Source organism: Metasolibacillus meyeri, from assembly GCF_003049505.1.
Lineage (GTDB): Bacteria > Bacillota > Bacilli > Bacillales_A > Planococcaceae > Metasolibacillus > Metasolibacillus meyeri.
The window spans coordinates 1-18,777 of sequence record NZ_PYWN01000045.1 but is presented as its reverse complement, the minus strand read 5'-3'; the positions used below and the strand labels follow the sequence as shown (position 1 = coordinate 18,777).

16 protein-coding genes are annotated in these 18,777 nt (G+C 37.7%); 9 read left to right on the top strand and 7 right to left on the bottom strand.

The window, feature by feature from the left end; all coding sequences use genetic code 11:
- Positions 1-260 precede the first annotated feature (260 nt).
- From C9J34_RS08200 to C9J34_RS08190, 3 genes are read left to right on the top strand one after another with little or no spacing between them, the layout of a single operon-like run.
- A complete protein-coding gene (locus tag C9J34_RS08200; protein ID WP_107839376.1) occupies positions 261-1,889 on the top strand; it encodes a diguanylate cyclase in 1,629 nt (542 codons plus the stop codon).
- 11 nt (positions 1,890-1,900) lie between these two features.
- A complete protein-coding gene (locus C9J34_RS08195) occupies positions 1,901-2,266 on the top strand; it encodes a response regulator transcription factor (protein WP_107839375.1) in 366 nt (121 codons plus the stop codon).
- On the top strand, positions 2,256-5,084 hold the full coding sequence (locus C9J34_RS08190; RefSeq protein ID WP_107839374.1) for an ATP-binding protein: 2,829 nt from the start codon (positions 2,256-2,258) through the stop codon (positions 5,082-5,084). The genes C9J34_RS08195 and C9J34_RS08190 overlap by 11 nt, the downstream gene beginning before the upstream one ends.
- Before the next feature lie 46 nt (positions 5,085-5,130).
- Here the strand turns inward: C9J34_RS08190 and C9J34_RS08185 are convergent, their stop codons facing one another.
- Positions 5,131-5,826: a hypothetical protein gene (locus C9J34_RS08185; protein WP_107839373.1), complete on the bottom strand. Its 696-nt coding sequence runs from the start codon at positions 5,824-5,826 to the stop codon at positions 5,131-5,133.
- A 391-nt stretch (positions 5,827-6,217) separates the two neighbouring features.
- Here C9J34_RS08185 and C9J34_RS08180 point away from each other — a divergent pair, with 391 nt between their 5' ends.
- The gene (locus C9J34_RS08180) at positions 6,218-6,556 is read left to right on the top strand and encodes a hypothetical protein (protein WP_153062621.1); all 339 of its coding nucleotides are present in this window, start codon (positions 6,218-6,220) and stop codon (positions 6,554-6,556) included.
- Between the two features lie 72 nt (positions 6,557-6,628).
- Positions 6,629-6,964, top strand: coding sequence for an S-Ena type endospore appendage (locus C9J34_RS08175; RefSeq protein ID WP_107839371.1), 336 nt, complete (start codon positions 6,629-6,631; stop codon positions 6,962-6,964).
- Positions 6,965-7,226: 262 nt separating this feature from the next.
- Here the strand turns inward: C9J34_RS08175 and C9J34_RS08170 are convergent, their stop codons facing one another.
- A complete protein-coding gene (locus C9J34_RS08170) occupies positions 7,227-8,276 on the bottom strand; it encodes a glycosyltransferase family 2 protein (protein WP_107839370.1) in 1,050 nt (349 codons plus the stop codon).
- Positions 8,277-8,428: 152 nt separating this feature from the next.
- Between C9J34_RS08170 and C9J34_RS08165 the strand changes: the two genes are divergently transcribed.
- On the top strand, positions 8,429-9,130 hold the full coding sequence (locus tag C9J34_RS08165; RefSeq protein WP_107839369.1) for a 3D domain-containing protein: 702 nt from the start codon (positions 8,429-8,431) through the stop codon (positions 9,128-9,130).
- Between the two features lie 52 nt (positions 9,131-9,182).
- Here C9J34_RS08165 and C9J34_RS08160 read toward each other — a convergent pair whose 3' ends face one another.
- From C9J34_RS08160 to C9J34_RS08150, 3 genes are read right to left on the bottom strand one after another with little or no spacing between them, the layout of a single operon-like run.
- Positions 9,183-10,277 (bottom strand): Ger(x)C family spore germination protein, encoded by a 1,095-nt coding sequence (locus tag C9J34_RS08160; RefSeq protein ID WP_107839368.1) that lies wholly within the window; start codon positions 10,275-10,277, stop codon positions 9,183-9,185.
- A complete protein-coding gene (locus tag C9J34_RS08155) occupies positions 10,274-11,353 on the bottom strand; it encodes a GerAB/ArcD/ProY family transporter (RefSeq protein ID WP_107839367.1) in 1,080 nt (359 codons plus the stop codon). Before C9J34_RS08155 ends, C9J34_RS08160 begins: the two co-directional genes overlap by 4 nt.
- A gap of 6 nt (positions 11,354-11,359) precedes the next feature.
- A complete protein-coding gene (locus C9J34_RS08150; protein ID WP_238600604.1) occupies positions 11,360-12,811 on the bottom strand; it encodes a spore germination protein in 1,452 nt (483 codons plus the stop codon).
- Positions 12,812-12,904: 93 nt separating this feature from the next.
- Here C9J34_RS08150 and C9J34_RS08145 point away from each other — a divergent pair, with 93 nt between their 5' ends.
- Genes C9J34_RS08145 through C9J34_RS08135 form a run of 3 tightly spaced genes read left to right on the top strand, consistent with a single transcriptional unit; the run spans position 12,905 to position 16,102 of the window.
- Positions 12,905-13,648 (top strand): metallophosphoesterase family protein, encoded by a 744-nt coding sequence (locus C9J34_RS08145; protein WP_193768940.1) that lies wholly within the window; start codon positions 12,905-12,907, stop codon positions 13,646-13,648.
- Between the two features lie 8 nt (positions 13,649-13,656).
- Positions 13,657-14,091, top strand: a complete 435-nt coding sequence (locus tag C9J34_RS08140) for an OsmC family protein (RefSeq protein WP_193768942.1) — start codon at positions 13,657-13,659, stop codon at positions 14,089-14,091.
- Between the two features lie 13 nt (positions 14,092-14,104).
- On the top strand, positions 14,105-16,102 hold the full coding sequence (locus C9J34_RS08135; protein WP_107839364.1) for an ABC1 kinase family protein: 1,998 nt from the start codon (positions 14,105-14,107) through the stop codon (positions 16,100-16,102).
- A gap of 44 nt (positions 16,103-16,146) precedes the next feature.
- On the opposite strand, the gene C9J34_RS08130 is transcribed toward C9J34_RS08135, so the two are convergent.
- Positions 16,147-17,238: a TFIIB-type zinc ribbon-containing protein gene (locus C9J34_RS08130; protein ID WP_107839363.1), complete on the bottom strand. Its 1,092-nt coding sequence runs from the start codon at positions 17,236-17,238 to the stop codon at positions 16,147-16,149.
- A 12-nt stretch (positions 17,239-17,250) separates the two neighbouring features.
- A complete protein-coding gene (locus C9J34_RS08125; protein WP_107839362.1) occupies positions 17,251-18,540 on the bottom strand; it encodes an SPFH domain-containing protein in 1,290 nt (429 codons plus the stop codon).
- Positions 18,541-18,777: the final 237 nt, after the last annotated feature.

The window sequence follows — 18,777 nt, the reverse complement described above, 5'->3', positions numbered from 1 at the left end:
AGCCGTCCATTTTGGGCGGCTTTTTGGCATTGTAGAGAAGACAGTCAAGAGGGAAGAAAAATTCATCCAATAAATAATAGATGAAAATGTGCAAAGAACATAAAAAAAGTAATCAACAAGCACACAAACATAGTATGCTTTTACTATAAGTACTTGTTCCTAGTTTGTTGCAAAAATATAAGGAATATTATTTATTATCTGTCTTTTTTATGGCTGTGCGATATACTTTATTCAAGATAATGTTGATTGGGGTGTTTAAAATGGGAGCAGAGAAATACCAGAAAATGGTGTATGAACGAATGCAGGAAAATTTTCTGAAATGGATGGAATGGGATGCTATAAAAGAAAATGAATTATATGCTTTTTTACATATGCTCAAGGGGACTGCTGGTTCAGTAGGTTTAAACGGCTTAAGCGTTATCGCAAATGAAAAGTTAGCTAATTTAAATGAAACGAGTGAGTTGGAGTGGATAAAAGAGCAATGGACAGTATATTTGAGTCCATTAATTGAGGCGCTTTCCTTTTATGAAGCAAATCAACTTCAAAAAGATATAAAGGAAGTTGCACAAGCATTAGTTAGAAACGATACGAAAAAAGAATTCATTTTAATAATTGATAATGATATGGCGTTTATTGCTTATTTGAAAAATGTACTAGAGGAAAAAGGATTTTCAGTTATCGTGGCACATAACGGGAAGCGTGGGATAGAGCTCATTTACGAAGTGCAGCCTGCGATTGTTTTCTTAGATATTGCATTGCCAGATAACGATGGGTTTTCAATTTTAAATAACATAAAAAAGATTAAAAAGGACCGTACATTTATTGCGATTATGAGCAGTCAGCCGAGCAAGGAAAATCGCATTCGGGCATATGTGTTAGGCGCGATGGACTTTGTCGCCAAGCCTGTTGACGAGGATATTTTATTTGCCTATGTGGCAAATCGTCTTGCTTATCGAAAAGAGCTAGAATATGCCATCGTCATTGATGAATTGACACAAGTTTATAATCGTAAGCATTTTGAAGGGCAATTGAAGATGCTTATTAATCAATATGAAAAAATAGGGGAAGTATTTACTGTTGCGATTATTGATTTAGACTTTTTTAAAAAGGTCAATGATACATACGGGCATTTAATTGGAGATGAAGTATTAAAGGGCTTTGCGACCTTGGTAAAGGAATTAAAGCGAGAGCAAGATATTGCATGTCGCTATGGTGGTGAAGAATTCGTTTTATTAATGCCGAATACAGACATAGGTGAAGCTTATCAACTTGTTGAAAAAATACGTCAAACAATGGCACAAAAAGTATTTACCGTAAATGGAACAACGTTTTATGTTACATTCTCTTCGGGGGTGATGGCTGTAAATCAGCAGTACAAGCATTCGAAAAAGCTATTAGAAGCAGCGGATCAAGCACTATACGCAGCAAAAACAACAGGGAGAAATCGAACCGTACAATTTGATTCATCCATTGTTGATGTGAAAAAGTTGAAACAGTTAAAAGTCATTGTTGTTGATGATGTATATATTATTCGTGACATGCTTAAAACGCACTTTGAGGAATTAGCAATAAATGATGAAATGATTGCAGAGGTGACCTCATTTGGCGATGGGTTAACATTTTTGCAATCAAGCTGGTACGATGCAAACTATAAATATATTATTTTATTAGATTGGATGCTACCAAATATGAGCGGAATTGATGTGCTGAAAGAAATTCGCGCACGCTATTCATCGAAGGAAGTCATCGTTTCTATGTTGACAGGTCAAACGGGTGAGAAATATGTGTTAGAAGCATTTCAAAATGGGGCGGATGATTATATTCGTAAGCCGTTTCAAATTGTCGATGTATCATCGCGCATATTACGCTTAGCAGAACGTATTTTTTAGGAGGTGTTGAGATGGTAAAAATTTTAGTAGTAGATGACGAAGAAATTTTACGTATGTTAATTCGAGATACTTTAGAGGATATGGGCTATGAAATCGACGAGGCAGAGGATGGACAGGATGCTTTACAAAAGTTAGCGCGAGAAAGCTATGATGTGATGTTGCTAGATTATATGATGCCAAATTTGACAGGAATTGAAGTTATTGAGCGCTTGCCGCAGCAGACAAAGGAGCAGCTGACAATCATTATGCTAACAGCTAAATCACAAGAATCAGATAAGCAGCGTGTATTGGATAAAGGAGTAGATTACTTTATGTCAAAGCCATTTAGTCCAATGAAGCTAGCGGAGTTAGTAGAGGAGGCTTTATATGCTGAATGAGCCTATTTTGTTTAAAAAGAGCATTCGCAGTCAATTTCTTCATACATTCCTATTTTTAACGAGCATCTTTTTGCTCTTTATTTTGACGTTTTATTATTTGACAAGTGAACGCAACAAAACTTTACAGGAACAGCAGGAACTGATGATGGAAAAGGTTGTTGTAATCGACGGGCTAGCTGATACTTTCCATGACATTTTTTTTCGCTCCAGAGGCTATTATGCATTTAAAAATGAGCATGAGCTACAGTTGTTGTATGATGATTTACAGATCTTAGATAAACAATTACAGCAATTTGATGCGATGGCTCTTTCAGTAGAGGAGCGTACCTTGTATGAGGATTTGGTTGATTTCTCTATAAATTATCGAACGAATATATTGCCAGAGGCAGTATCTTATGTGCAGGCAGACGATTACGAATCATTGCGTAATTTATCCAATAGTGGACCGAATAATCTTATCAATCGCTTTATTGGTTATACAAAAGCTTATAAATTGCAAACGAATGAGGAATTAAATAATTTATTTAAGAAAACCGTCCAACAAGGGGAAAATGTAGCCCTCTTTTCCTTTTTACTAAGTGTGAGTGTTATTCTATTGATTGGCTTTATTACTTATCGCGTGACGACAAAATTGATTAATCCAATTGAACGGTTGACAACTACAACAAACGCCTTTGCAAATGGACAACCTTTTGACACAAAAGATTTGGAGAAAATGGATGATGAATTAGGCGTTTTAGCGAACTCCTTCATCAAGATGACAAGATCGATTCAAGATAAAGAGGAGGAGCTAACGACACAAAATGAAGAATTGTTAATGCAACAAGATGAATTGCAGGACAATCAATTACAGCTCAAGCGTTCATTAAATCATCTTGAAAAATATAATCAACTGAATCATGCATTAACGTTTACATTAAATAAGCAGCAGCTCATTGAAAACTTGCATAATTATTTAAAAGAGGTGTATCGATTTGATGCGAGTATTTTAACTTGGCTTGAGGGCAATGTGCAAGACACAAAAGGTTTAGCAGAAAATTATGCGGATACGATGTTACACCATTTAGATGATAATAAGCTGGCACGGCTTAAACAAGAAAAAACATTTATTATTAAACGAGAAGTGGAAGAGACAGAGCGTGGGATTGCCCAGATGCCGTATTACGCATACGACATGTATTCATCCATTTTAAATGCACAAGGGAAGCTCGTGGCCATTTTAATGGCAACGAGGGAAGGACATGCTTTTTTAGAAGAAGAGCAAAATGAGTTATACGGCTTGCTGAAGCGTGTGTCGATTGCCTTCGATCGCATTTTAATGTATGAGGAAGTAGAACGCTCAAGACAATTAAATAAAAATATTATTGAATCGATTAATGAAGGTTTGCAGCTTGTTTCAAGCTCAGGCAAGACAGTATTGATTAATCCTGCCTTTGCCGAAACGATGCATATGATGCAGGCGGAGCAGCCAATTGCGAAGGAAGTGTGGCTGCAAAATTTCGAAGTAATTTGCAAGGAGCCACAAGTGTTACGTGCATTTTTTGAAAAAGCGATGGCGGAAAGCTTTAAAGATACGCGAACATTACATTATGCCATCTCGCTAGAGCAAGATACGTTTATCGAAGTATATGCGACATGCTTATTTGAAGGCGCAGAAAAAGTGGGAACGATTTTTGTTCATCGTGATATTACAAGAGAATATGAAATTGATAAAATGAAGTCCGAACTTGTGAGCACAGTAAGTCATGAATTACGAACGCCACTTTCAAGTATACTTGGCTTTACAGAGTTACTTTTAACAAAAACGCTCAAGCCTGAGCGTCAGCAAAAATATGTTGAAACGATTCATAAAGAGGCACAACGCTTAACCAACTTAATTAATGACTTCCTTGACTTGCAACGCATGGAGTCAGGTAGACAGCAATATATGATGAAGCCTTTGCACGTGAATGAAATCGTAATGGATGTCATTAATCGTTTTCAGCATGAAAAGAATCACCATGTCCATTTAATTGATAAAGCACGCAATGTTATTGTGAAAGCAGACGAAGAGCGATTGGTTCAAGCATTTGTCAATATCATAAGCAATGCGATTAAGTTTTCGCCAAATGGAGGCGATGTGGCGATTAAGTTAGAGAACAAAGGGCGGATGTTACAAGTCGCTGTGCAGGATGAGGGAATTGGTATCGCCAAGGCTGATATATCTGAGTTATTCCAAAAATTTAAGCGCCTTGATAATAGTGCCCGACGCAAAATCGGAGGGACTGGGCTCGGTTTAGCCATTTGTCGAGAAATTATCTCCATGCATAATGGTGATATTTGGATTGAGTCAGAAGAAGGAAGTGGGACAACGGTTTACTTTACACTTCCTGTAGAAAATAAAGAGGCCAGCATGCTAGATAAGCAATCATATACAGGAGCCAATGTCCTAATAGTTGAGGATGATTCAAGCTTAGCCTTGCTACTATCAGAGGAACTCAAAAGTAAAGGTTTTACCGTCATTTATCATAATGATCCACAAAGAGCATTTAAGGAAGCATTAAATACGCCGTTCATCGGCATTGTTGTCGATTTAATGCTGAGCAGTGAGATGAGCGGATGGGAATTGATTCAACAGCTAAAGGAAACAGAGCAAACAAGCAAAATTCCAGTTGTCATTTCTTCCGCGCTCGATGAAGTGCAAGAATTAGTAGATAAATATGAAGTAGCTAAATACTTAACAAAGCCTTATCCGCCAGAAGAAATTTCAAAAACCCTTGTGCCATTTTTAACGTCGCAAGAAAGTAAAGGCGATATTCTTTTCCCATACAAGAATTAACTATAAAAGCTGTCTGAAACGTGAATAGCGACAGACAGCCACTTTTTTAAGCAATACGATGACAAGACCACACCATCCCAGCAGCGTTTACTCCACCTAAATTTAACCCGATTGTTAAACCATTTGCCTCATAATATAAATCAATTGTATCTCCAGCATTCAATAATAAGTCGCCAGCTAGTGTGACGGTGCCATTCCCTAAAATGGCTCGCAATGTTAATAAAGTGATTGATACATTTAACAATGGGAATAATCCACCAATCACATTGGCTGAGCTATTGCGACGCATATAAAATGCAGGATTAATACCACTACCTAACGATAAGCTAATAACGGCTGTTGTAGAATAATTTAACGTCGCAGCAAACGAGTAGCGTCCTGTTACAGGGACGGTAAAAACGCCTGTGGTTGGATTAAAGCCTCCTGTTGTATAGTAGGGAGCTGTCACAGTCCAGCTTGGAATAACAGTCGAGGTATTTGTGACTAAGGAAGTTTTAAAGGCAGAAAATCCTTCTGTAAAAGCAGGACCTGTCGCGCCAGTAGGTCCAGTATCCCCTGTAGGCCCCGTTGCTCCAGTGGCACCAGTATCCCCCGTAGGACCTGTTGCTCCAGTGGCACCAGTGGGCCCAGTATCCCCCGTAGGACCTGTTGCTCCAGTAGGCCCCGTATTTCCTTTACAGCCCAAAGCTCGATTACAATTGCAGTTTTTTGAAGCGCATTTTTTACAATTTTGTATGTCCATGCAATTACCTCCCTTCTCTCACAGCATTTAAGTTAACTTATTCGCATGATTTGAAAAGGTGGTGGACAAAGAAACTATATTTGCTGAAAAGTTCCTCATAAAATAAATAACAATCTTATGCGTACATTAGGGAGGAGGGACAATCAATGGACATGACCAAAATAGAAAAAGGAAAGCCAATCATACTGTTGGATGAAAATGGTCAACCTTTAACGGTTGTAGGTTTTTCACAACAATGCCCATTTCTTTCGCATTTTTTTCACTAATAGCTGTGACAAAAGATGGTCAATGTGCCATATTTGAAATCCTTTTCCCCTGTTACTGTCAAAAAAAGTTGATTCACACAAAACAAAAAATTATCGTGGATCTAACTTGCTTTTGTTTTGTAACAGTGTGTCTTCCTATTTGTGACCGCTATGTATGTCATACAGCGATACATGAGAAAATATGCACAACGGTTTCGAGCAATCCAAATGGAAAGCCTGGCTTTACATGGTTAAATAATATGTTGGATGTAGAGAATACTGTGACATTAAATGTGCAGACAGAACAACTTCTTGAAATGAAGCTTTATGAACAAAAAGGTATCGTTTCAACTATAGTGGTTGATAGAGCATGTAAGGCGTTAACACTGCACAATATGAAAGCAATAGAAATCTACGCACAGGGGCATAGCACAGTGGAATTAATGATTACGTGGAAGAAGTTGACGGCGATTGATTTTGCCTAGTGCGGTTGACCAATGCATTAGCAGAAATGAAACATACACTAGCAATGACTTTTAAGAAAAGGAGGGGAAAACATGGCGAAATTAGGAAGCTGTTGTGGTAGTAAAACAAGTGTACACGATTCTGTATGTCAAGATGTCACATTAACGGATGAAACACCTGTAATCGTTTGGGAAAACTCAACACCATTTTCGATTAATGGCACAATCTTAGTAGAAAACGCAAGCTCTTCAACTGCAGATGTTACATTAACAGTTACAAGTAATCCAGCGACACCAGCAATTGCAGCAATTGCTCCAGGCAACTCTGTTTCGGTCACTGCAAATAATATTTCAGATATTCAATTAGCAGGCGAGGCTGCAGAAGTAGCGAATGTGAAGATTTCTTATTCACTAAATTATAATTTTTAGTGTAAAGCGATGTGAGGGGCTATCCGAAAAGGTATTACCTTTTTGGGTATGCCCCTGTTTTTAAGTTTTGTTGAGTGAGTTTACTTGTCTTGTGTGCGAAATTCAATGTTTAACGTGCGAAAACAGGCGACTTACGTGCGAAATGACTTATCTTACGGGCGAATCATTACTTTTGAACTAAGCAATTCCAAAATACTCCCTTAAATATTCGTAATAAAGGGTAAAATAGAAATTTTCTTTATTTTGAAGTAACTCAGATTGTTCATTTAGAAAATAGTTGCTGAAAATAATGCTCATTATGCAGTATTTGAGGGTGCTGTGGTGCAAAGCTTTTTGCTTGCTTATGATGCTTGTAAGCCAGTTCAAATTGCTGTAAGCGATCATACAAGACACATAGCTGTAAATGAGGAAGCCAAGTTGTAAAGGTTAAGTTGCGAAATGCAGTGTGATCCGGCTCTTGAACGGATAAAGCCTGCGTATACCAATAAATTGCCTGCTCATTTTTGTACTGTTCCATAAAATAAAAACCTAGGCGACAGCAAGCTTCAGGGCGAGGTGTATCAAATGTTAGGCTTTTAACAACGGATTGAATGACAAGCTTGTCATTTTGTAAAGCACTATAACAATCTGCGATTTTGAAGCATGCTTGAATGCAATCTTCTACCCAGCCTTGTTCTGTTGCTAAAAACTTCTCATAATAGTCGATGGCTTTAGCATATTCACTGTGGTCTTTCAGCTCATTGGCATAATAATAAAGGTCGCGCGGTGAAAATATTTCGCCAGCTTCTAGCAATTGCTCATAAATAGCAATATTGCGGGAGGCATCATGACTTAATGGCTGATGGTTGATGGCGATATCGCTATGCACGATGGTCCCATCCACTGCTAAATATTCATGAACTGCCCCAATCCATTGAAATTGTCGTTGCCTTTTCACAAGTCGATTACGGCGAAGCGAATAAATGCTATTTCCTTGTTCATCAAAGCTTAGAAGATAATCCATTGAGACAGCATCAGTAGCTGGAGAAAGCGTGGATTTCAAATGCTGTAATTTTTCTTGATTTTCAACTGTGACAACGTCATCAGCATCTAACCATAAAATATAATCCTTCGTTGCACACTGAAAGGAAAAATTGCGTGCAGCGGCAAAATGCTGAACCCATTGAAAGTCGAAAACTCTCGAAGTATATTTAGCAGCAATGCTTTTTGTCTGATCTGTAGACCCCGTATCAACAATATTTATTTCATCTACAACCTCTTTAATGGAATCAAGACATCTAGCGAGCACCGCTTCCTCATTCTTTACAATCATACATAAGCTAATCGTAATGCAGACACATCTCTCCTATCCTCATTTTGTAAGAAAAGCCACTGTTTTGTCATTTCTTTGAGAAAAATGTTTATTTTTATTTATATGCGGCAACACTAACTGAAAATTCATAGCATCCATAAAGGAGGAGCATTATGTTGAAATACAAACTAGCAATGATTGGTTTCGTGTTGTCGCTTTTATTTCATATAACAGCAATATATCCAATGGCGGCAGTTCCAGTGCCAATAAACAGCGAGGACATTGAGGATTACAGTATTCATGCATGGGACGCATTAAGTATTGAGGAATTGCAAGAAAATGAGCCAACTGTTTATACCGTTGTAGAGGGGGATAATTTATATCGTATTGCACTAACATATGATGTGTCGCTCCATTCATTAATGGCTTGGAACGATATATCAAATACGTTAATCTTCCCAGGTGATGAGCTGACGATTTATGATGAAGGGGACGAGCCTGTTGTAAGTGAAGAAGAAAAGGTTGTAGCTGTGGCACCACAAAATATTCCAACGCAAAATATTGAAGTATATGAACAGCAACAAGGAGATGAAATGGTTGTAACAGCGACTGCTTATACGGCTTATTGTAAAGGATGTTCAGGCACAACTGCTTATGGGATTGATTTACGTGCAAATCCAAATCAAAAAGTTATTGCGGTTGACCCAAGGGTAATCCCACTCGGTACGAAAGTATGGGTAGAGGGTTACGGAGAAGCAATTGCAGGTGATACAGGAGGCGCAATTAAAGGACATAAAATTGATGTATTCATTCCAGAGTATGAAAACGCAATGCAATGGGGCGTCAAAACAGTCAAAATTAAAGTTTTAAATTAAAAGAGAGGAGGGGAACAAATTTGTTCCTCTCCTCTTTCTATAAACCTTGGGATTATTTCAAAGTTCCTGCACTCACAATAATCGTCTTTACTTCGACTTCGACTTCTAATTTGCTAATGACTTCATCGGTCATTTCCCGCGTCCATTTGCCTTTTGTATGTTTGCGGAAATTTTCGCTTAAGCCGATAGGGTCTAGCTCTTGCTCATTTAATTTTTCAATAAACGATTTAATATCTTTCTCTAATTGCTTGTTAATGGCTTTTTCCAATTCGCTAATTTCTTTCCATGTGTTGATTTTATCAGCTTTTGTTGATTTATATTCACTCAAGGTGCCTCGAATATTTAAATGGATGGATAGCTTTGGCTGCTCCTTGTCTTTATTTCCTTTGATGATACATTTGCTTTTAACAAGATTAATTAATACTTTGGCATCCTCAGGTAATTCAATATAGAGAGGGCTGAGATCTTGCTCATTTTGCATTGCTTGAATATAGATAGCATCTTCTGGTGGAATGGTCTGCACCATAGAATCTCCTTTAAATAAAGCAATGCCTGTAATTTCGATTTTGCCATCTTTCTTCTCCAAATATGGAATAATCGGATCTAATACAGGGTTTGTAACACTATATATAAAATCATGGATATTGGTATTTGGATTAAACGCTGTATTAACAGTAGGTAATAATAAATCGTTTAAATAAAAATTAATGCCCGGTTTATCAGGATATTTGCCATAAATTAAATCATCAGCACGTCCTTTAACAATCGCAATTAACGCTTTATTGCCTACTTCCGCATTGCGATAAATATGCTCAATGACATTTCTCAGTTGTCCTTCACGAGCAAACTCTTCACTCACTAAAATAACGCGTAGTTGATTTAAAACGATTTTTCGGTCAGAAAGTCGCTCGATTTTTACGATACCCTGTGACACTAAATCTGTTTCCACAGAGAATATTTTTGTGCTTTCCTCCGCTTCCTGTGAATATTGAGGAATCGCTACAGTCATTTTCTTTTTCTCTTCATCAATATAATCAAATGCCATAATCCCAATCATATCTGTATATTCAATCGGCACTTTTTGCTCCTGCTCTGCACAACCTGCAATTAATAATAGAAGAAAAATAATAAAAAATGTACGTTTCATTGTTGCACCTGCTTTTTGCGAAAGAAATAAATGATTAGTAAAAAAATGGGCCAAATAATCATTAAATAAACGGCATGGTCGATAAAAGAATAAAACTTTACTTTTGTATGCTGAGAAATAGGTAAAATAAGTAGCAAAAAAATACCGAATGCTAATAAATACAAATGAATGGAGGATTTTGACCAAATCATTTTCTTAAAGCCTTCATTGGCTGTCCACAAATACAGCGCCACAGTAGAATAAACAAATAGAATCCATAAAGTCATACAAATAATATCAATCCGTTCAATAAAAGAATATTCTCCTGCTTTGAAAATATTAAGCACAGAAAACTCTACATTTTGCAACTGCCATTCTGAAAAATACATAACGCTAACAGTTGTTGTAATGAGCATGAGAATAGCAGAAATCCAAATACCGATTGTGGCATATTTATAAGCACTTTTTTGATGAATAATGTAAGGGTAATAAAACAAAATCAACTCATATCCTAAAAAGGATAGGTAGCCTTTTCTAGTTGCGTCATATAGCTCTGGTAATGTGAAGTTAAATAATGGGAATATATGACTGAATTCTCCTTTTTCAATTGCCCATTGAGTGAAGAAAAGCATGGGCAATCCAATAAAAAATGCAATCACACAAAAGCGCGCAATTGTAAAAATACCACCCTTTACTAAATAGATGAGTAAAATAAGGAAGCAAATAACTGGAAAGGTGAGCGTTTGCTCTGGTAATGCAGTGCTCTGGATTAACAGCATATAGCTGCTAATCGTAGAAGCACAAAGGATTGTAAATTTTACAATAAATGTTATGTTACAAAATGTACCGAGTACCTTGCCTAATAAAATTTTATTAATTTGAAAAAAGTCCTCATTTGGAAATTTAGAATTCAGCCATACCATCGGCCAAAGGGTAAGCGTCGCAATAATGGCGAAAAAAATCGGCATGAATGCTTGACTATAGCCCATTGAGCTTAAACTTTGAGGGAGCTGTAAAATACCTGTGCCAATTAAACAATTTTGCACTAAAAACAGCACATGTACTTTCGTTAATACTTTTTTTTGTGTCGGTTTCATATTCATTCATCCTTTTGGACTTTTAGAAATACCCATACGCTCCTTCAAAAAAGCTAGTGGAAAACGTATGACACTGTTCAATAAATCTGTCCATTTACGTGGTAGGATAGGTGCCATATAAGGCTCATCTAACGAGCGAAGACTTAGTAAATGGATGATAAGCCAGGCGAACGCGAGCATCTGTCCAAATAAGCCAAACATACCTGCTGCAATGATAAAAAAATAACGTATTAAGCGGCTTGTATTACTCATTAAAAAAAACGGTGGTAAAAAGGACAATAATGCAGAGGTGGCTACAAGTACGATTAAAATATTGCTTATTAGTCCTGCTTCTACCGCTGCGGTTCCAATTACAATACCACCAACGATACCGATTGTTTGTCCAACTTTCGCAGGCATCCGCGAACCTGCCTCACGTAATATTTCGATAATTAATTCAATAAATAGCACTTCAAATAATGGTGGAAAAGGTACTCTACTTCTGGATTCTTGTAGATTTAGCAATAGCTCATATGGCAATAATTCAGGGTGGAAAGTCAATGTTGATATATACATTGGTGTAATCATAATAGTTAAAAAAAAGCCAAAAAATCGTAGAGAACGTAACAATGTAGCGGTTGTCCAGCGATTGTAATAATCTTCGGTAGTAGTAAACATTTCAAAAAAAGATGTTGGGCATATGATGGCTGTTTGACTATTATCCATTAACAAAGCAATCCTGCCGTCTAATAAGTAGTGTGTAATGGTATCTGGTCGTGCACTCATATAATATTGAGGAAAAGGGGAAAGGGGATTGTCCTCAATAAATTGCTTCAACATCGCAATGTCTAATAATTTTGGTGATTCGATATGCTGAAGTCGTTTTTTTAACTTTTTTAGTAATCTTTTGTTGACGATATTATCCATATACATAATCGAGATTTCATATTGATTTTCAGTGCCAATGCAGATGTTCTCATTTTTCAGAGAATGTTCTTGAATGCGTCTTCGTATTAATGAAATATTTGTTTTTAGCGATTCAGTAAACGAATCTTGTGGACCAACAACCGTTGATTCAATTTCTGTCTCTGAAACGGCACGATCAGGTGCGCTATATGTGTCTAATGCTAAATATTGCCCTGTCTCATGAAAATATAAGATTGTATAGCCTGCATTGATTTTGTTTTCAAGCTCAGTAATTTGGTTATATTCTATTTGTACAGCAGTTTGCTGAATTTGATGAAGAGAATGAGCTAATGGTACAAGCGCAATTGCCTGTAAAGTCATTATGTCAATAAGGGTCTTAGAATATATAATTGTGACAATACCTTCGCTTGTTAATTTTTTTTGAAAAACAATATCGTCTGAATTGTCGGATAGCAGATGTAAAAGCTGTAATGTATATTGTGCGCTACTACTATATTTCATATTGATTTTTTTGTGCCATTTACCAGATGAAGTTCGAATTGTTTTTTTCAAAAATACCTTCGCCTTTCCTTCTTGATTATCATAGTTTAGACTATTTATAGGTGTTATATACGGAAATATTAAATGTTATGGAGAAGATGTGAAATGGAAAAAGTATTTGTAGTAGCAGATATACATGGTCATTATGGAAAATTAGAGAAATTACTAACTTGCTGGCGACCTGAAGAAGAGCAGCTTATATTTTTAGGAGATTATATTGACCGAGGACAGGAGAGTCTAGCTGTACTACAAAAAGTGAAGTTATTAACAGAGCAAGGTGCTATTGCATTAACAGGAAATCATGAGCAGTTATTTTTACGTTGGTTAACTGATCCTGATTGGGCACATTACCTAGGAAATAACATCGGTGGGATGGCGACACTAACGAGCTTACAGCGACCAGAATGGCGTGCAAATACGAATGAAGAAATTGCGCAAGGCATTATAAAGCATTACGCTGATTTATTACAATGGATTAAGGCTTTACCGTTATTTTATCAATGGAATCAATACTTTTTCGTACATGGAGGCGTCGATCCAGAACAAGAGGATGCAACACAAACAGAACCGCGTGATTTAATTTGGATTCGTGAAAAATTCCATCATACACCGCACAAAGCAAAAGAAACGGTTGTATTTGGTCATACGCCAACACCTTATTTAAATGAGAGCGGTACAGGAGAATTATGGATTTCACCTTGTGGTAAAAAAATAGGGCTTGATGGTGGTGTTGTTATGCAAGGTGGTCAATTCAATGGTCTTGTGTTGACCAAGGGGTCTGATGAGATAACGGTTTATTCGGTTGTGGAGGAGCAAATTAAAACAGTAACGAAAAAATTAGCAAAGTAGGGGGAGAGATAATGCAACATACATTTGTTTTACAAACAAAATGGGACGGAGGAAGAAATGCAGTAGGGAGTTTGCAGGCACAGCGTTTATCTACGCAAATATCGATTCCACCTGAAATGGATGGACCAGGTATTGGAACAAATCCAGATGAAATGCTACTTGGCGCGGCTGCAACATGCTATATTATTTCGCTCGCTGCCATGCTGGAAAGAACAGGCATCAAGGCAACGCTCGCTATGCAATCAGATGGCATTGTCGATGTAACGAACGGTGTTTTTACATATAAACAAATCATTCATAAATTAACAATCAAGTTGATTGATTATACGGAGAAAAATGAAAAAATAGCGGAGCGACTCGCATTTAAGGCAGAATCTACTTGTATGATTAGTAAAGCGTTAAAAGGTAACGTAGAAGTTTTGGTACAGTTAACGATAGTGTAAGGGAGAGAAGAGGATGAGTGGCTTACATTTCGTCATACAAGTTTTAGTATTTTCTATCATTATCTTTTTTCTAAGTGGACGTTTAATTGGCTCACAAGTCAATTTATTTCGACGAATCTTATCCGTTGTATTAAGCGTTGCTTTAACAACATTTGTTTTTTGGTACACGTATGTACGAGGGACGGATTATTTAACAGGTGATGTGGTCGAAAATGTAATGAATGTAACGACATTGCTATGGGTTGGTAGCATGCTGTTGCTTTCGATGCTCTTTTATTTATTATTTGAGCTATTTGATCCGATTGCTATTGATCAAAATGGCGCACGTATTAAAGAAAGAAAATCTTTTATTATGCGTATGATTCAACAATGGCGTAGACAAAAACGGCTGCGCCAAGTTGTGCAAATTGCTGTAACAAATGGCATTACACGCACCGTAAAATATGCACGTAATCGAGATAATGACCGCGAGCTAGCGATAGCTCTTCGCGACACGCTAGAGCAATGTGGCGGTATTTTCATTAAGTTTGGTCAAGTATTATCAACACGTAAAGAATTATTTTCACCAGTTTTTATTGATGAGCTTGAAAAATTACAACAAAATGTCAAGCCTTTAACCGAAGAGCAAGTTAATGCGGTACTGCTAGCAAATTTGGCGCAGCCTGTGGAAGAAGTATTTTCCTATTTTAGCAAGGAACCACTCGCAGCAGCTTCGATTGGGCAGGTACATAAGGCGGTACTGCGTTCAACGAATGAGCAAGTAGCGGTGAAATTATTGCGCCCAGATGTCAAGGAAATTATGCGTGATGATTTAAGCATTTTAGTTGAGTTTGCACAGTGGGTATCCAGCAAATCGGTTTGGGCAGAAAATTTAGGCTTCCGTGATTTAGCGATTGGCTTTGCTTCTTCATTGATGGAAGAAATTGATTTTCATATTGAAGCGCGCAATACACAGCAAGTAGCCAATGTGCTACGAGGAAGCGAATATAAAGTACATATTCCTAAAATTCATACACAATATAGCAATGCCAATATTTTAGTGATGGAATATGTTGAAGGAAAGTCGGTAGCGCAAGCGGACGCTCTGTATGAGCAATTTCGAATTGATCGTCACTTATTAGCGAAAAATTTATTTCATAGCTTTTTAGAGCAGGCTTTAGTGTCGGGTATTTTCCATGCAGACCCACACCCCGGCAATATTTATATTGCGAGTCGTAGCGGTATGATGACAATGCTTGATTTCGGTGCAGTTGGTCGTCTTGCAGAAAAGCAACAGGATGGATTAAAGCAATTTTTAATCGGCATTGCCTTAAGCGATGCAGCTGTAGTCTATGAGGGGATTGCAGAATTAGTGGAGAATGCAGCGGAAGTCGATGAAGAAGAGATGGAGCAAGCGATTGGGCAGGTGCTGTTGAAAATTACGTATGCAGAAAATGTGCATACAGATGAGTTGATTTATTCTATTTTCTCGATTGTTCGTGAGTTTGGACTGCATTTTTATCCATCTGTCAGCACCGCATTGCGCGCGCTCGTTACATTGGACGGAACGTTAAGTACGATTGATCCAAAGTTCGCTATTTTCGAAGAGGCAAGGGCGTTTTCAAGTCATTATATTGAAGCGAGCATGAAGCGTCCATTTAAGGAGCCGTTAGCGACCAAAAATCGCTTAGAGGAAGAGCTAGCCTTAATTTTACCAGCGATTCGCAAAATACCGCGTCGCATGAATCGCATGTTTAAAAAAATGGAGAGCGGTAAAGTGATTTTGCATCACGATGTCTTTTCAGATAAGCATAATGCGATGTTTGTGATGCAATTATTTTCACGCTTTGTGCTGCTGTTTGTCGGTATTACATTTGGTATTATTTCAGTCGCACTCCTTGCGATTTCTCAATTTATGCATACAGCCTATGCGATTTATTTAAATACGGTCGCCTATGTTGGTTTATTTTTATGTGCGATATTACTTGTACGTCTATCCATTCAAGCGATTCGTGATATGAAGCGAATGTAAAAAGAGCTAAGGAGCTGTCCAAAGTAGACAGCTTCATAGCTTATTTATTGTGTAAGGAAGTAGAATATAGCGATGAAAGCAAGCACGGTGATGATAGCGCTTATGACTTTCACAGCAGAAACAGGACTACTGCCACCGACTTTACCTGTTTGCCCATTGACCATAAATTGATATGTTTTATTTTGGTAACGGAAAGAGGAAAGCCATAATGGAAGCATGACATATTTATACGTCGTATCGCTATGCGCCGTTGAAAAATGTACATTTTTTACAACATCTGCGCGATGCTGCTTTTTAATTTGAGCTACAATTCCATCGTGAAGCTTTTGACGAATTTCATTTTCGGCTATTTTCCATCCATCTTCAATACCGATACTATAACGTTCAGCCACATAGCCCGTTAAATAATCTTGATTAAAGCTTTGTAGCTGTCCCGTTTGAAATGGTTCAACGGAGCGTAAAATCCCCGCATCATAACGAGTTGTCGCGCGAATTAAATGGTCATCGATAAACTTTTGATAAAAGCCTTTTGTTTTGAACCAATCTGTTTCAGTACGCTCATTGCCATCCTTATCTTTTACTTTACGATGTTTGCCGTAGCTCGCTGTATATTGTGAGGCTGTTTTCGTATCAAACGTCCAATACGGCAAATAAATACCTTGAAATGCATCGGCTTTTGCAGAGCGCTTTGCTTCATTCGGTGCAAACCATTTGCCCTTCATCCATTTATTAAATCGCTCGTCTGCCTGTTGGCGTGTGATTGCAAATGGTGCCACCCCATTTGGTGCTAATGAAGTATCAGTCACGCTTTCCATAACATGATTGGAGCCACAATAAGGGCAAACATTGGCGACTTCTAGCGCATCATAAATGGATTCAGCTGCACAGGCATCACAAATAACAGTTTTCTTTTCCTGTCCCCATTGGAAGCTGTTTCGTTGCATAGCCTCTTGAAAGTTGAGCTCTTGTGCAACTTTTTGAACATCTTCCTCAGGCAACGGAATTTCTTCTGTATAGCCACAGTAAGCACATGTTAGCATCCCATTCGCTGGATTAAATTGAATAGAGGCACTACAGGAAGGGCATTTTGCATCAAACTCTGTCACTTCTTCAATTACTTGCTCCTTTGTATTCATCTAAGCCACTCCTTATGCGCGGTCATTGTCATCAATGATGTCGCCACATTCTGGACAGAACTTTGGCACAGAGCCATCTGATTGCCAACCACACTTGTCACATTTAATGTTTGCAGGTCTTGGTGAACCGCATTCTTTACAGAACTTGCCTTCGTTTTGTGTGCCACATGAGCAAGTCCAACCAGCTTGAGGTTGAGGTTTACCACATTCCACACAGAATTTTCCGCTATTTGTAGCACCGCAGCTACAAGTCCAGCCTTGAGTTGGCTGTGTTTGTTGCTGTTGTGCTGCTTGCTGCTGCCCCATTTTAAATAAATCTTGAGCGCTTGCCCCACCAGCTTGTGCCGCCATATTCATACCAGCAAAACCAACAAAAGCTCCGCCTTCGTTTTGAGCTGCCATTTTCATTGCATCGCTTTGTGCTCCAATCATTGTAGCAGCCGCCATATTCGGATTACGCAATACGGCATTTCTTTGTAAATCTTTAATCATTTTTTCATCTTCTTCAGATGCTTTTACCGTATTCACACCGAATGAAATAATTTGAATGCCGCGTAGTCTACTCCATTTTTCAGATAAAACATCGTTCAATGCTTGCGATAGTTCCATTGTACGACCAGGTAAAGAGCTATAACGAATGCCCATATCTGAAATTTTTGCAAAGGCAGGTTGCAATGCTGTTAATAATTCAGAGCGTAATTGGCTATCGATTGTTTCACGGCGGAATTCAGATTGCACATTGCCTGATACGTTCGTATAGAAAAGGATTGGGTCCATAATTTTAAAGGAATATTCCCCATTACAGCGAATGGAAATATCGATATCGAGCCCGATATTTGCATCGATGACACGAAATGGAACAGGTGTCGGTGTCCCGTATTTATTGCCAGGAATTTCTTTCGTATTGAAAAAATAAATGCGTTGGTCTTTAGGGGCTGCTCCACCAAATGCAACACGCTTACCGAATTGCTTAAATGATTCAATAATATTTTCCTTTAAGTCGCCATAAAAAATGCTGGGCTCTGTTGATGTATCATAAACGAATTCACCAGCCTCGGCACAAAACTCAACGATTTGCCCTTGATCCACAATAATCATTGCTTGTCCTTCATTGATTGCAATAATTGAGCCATTGCTAATAATATTATCGCTACCTTTAAAGTTAAAGCCACGTTTTCCTCGTTTATTTATCCCTTTTGTAATAAGGACATCGGCTGGGATTGACTCACAGTAAAAATATTCTCTCCATTGATCCGCTAAAACGCCTGTTGCTGCTCCAATACCTGCTTTTAATAAGCCCATAAAAAAACTCCTCTCTATTTCTATTATGAATAGTATACTTTCTTTTTCGAAAAAAAGATTCATTTGTTGCCCTTTTAAAATAAAAAATTTTATTGTTATAAGAAAAGCATCACTTTGCTTTAGTAGACCATCAGAGGTTGCAGGCAGAGACAATCATCTTTTTAATTTTTAGAAAAATATGATAAAAAAACAGTATGGTTTAAATTATTTTAAAATATTAATTCTCTTTTTCTCTCT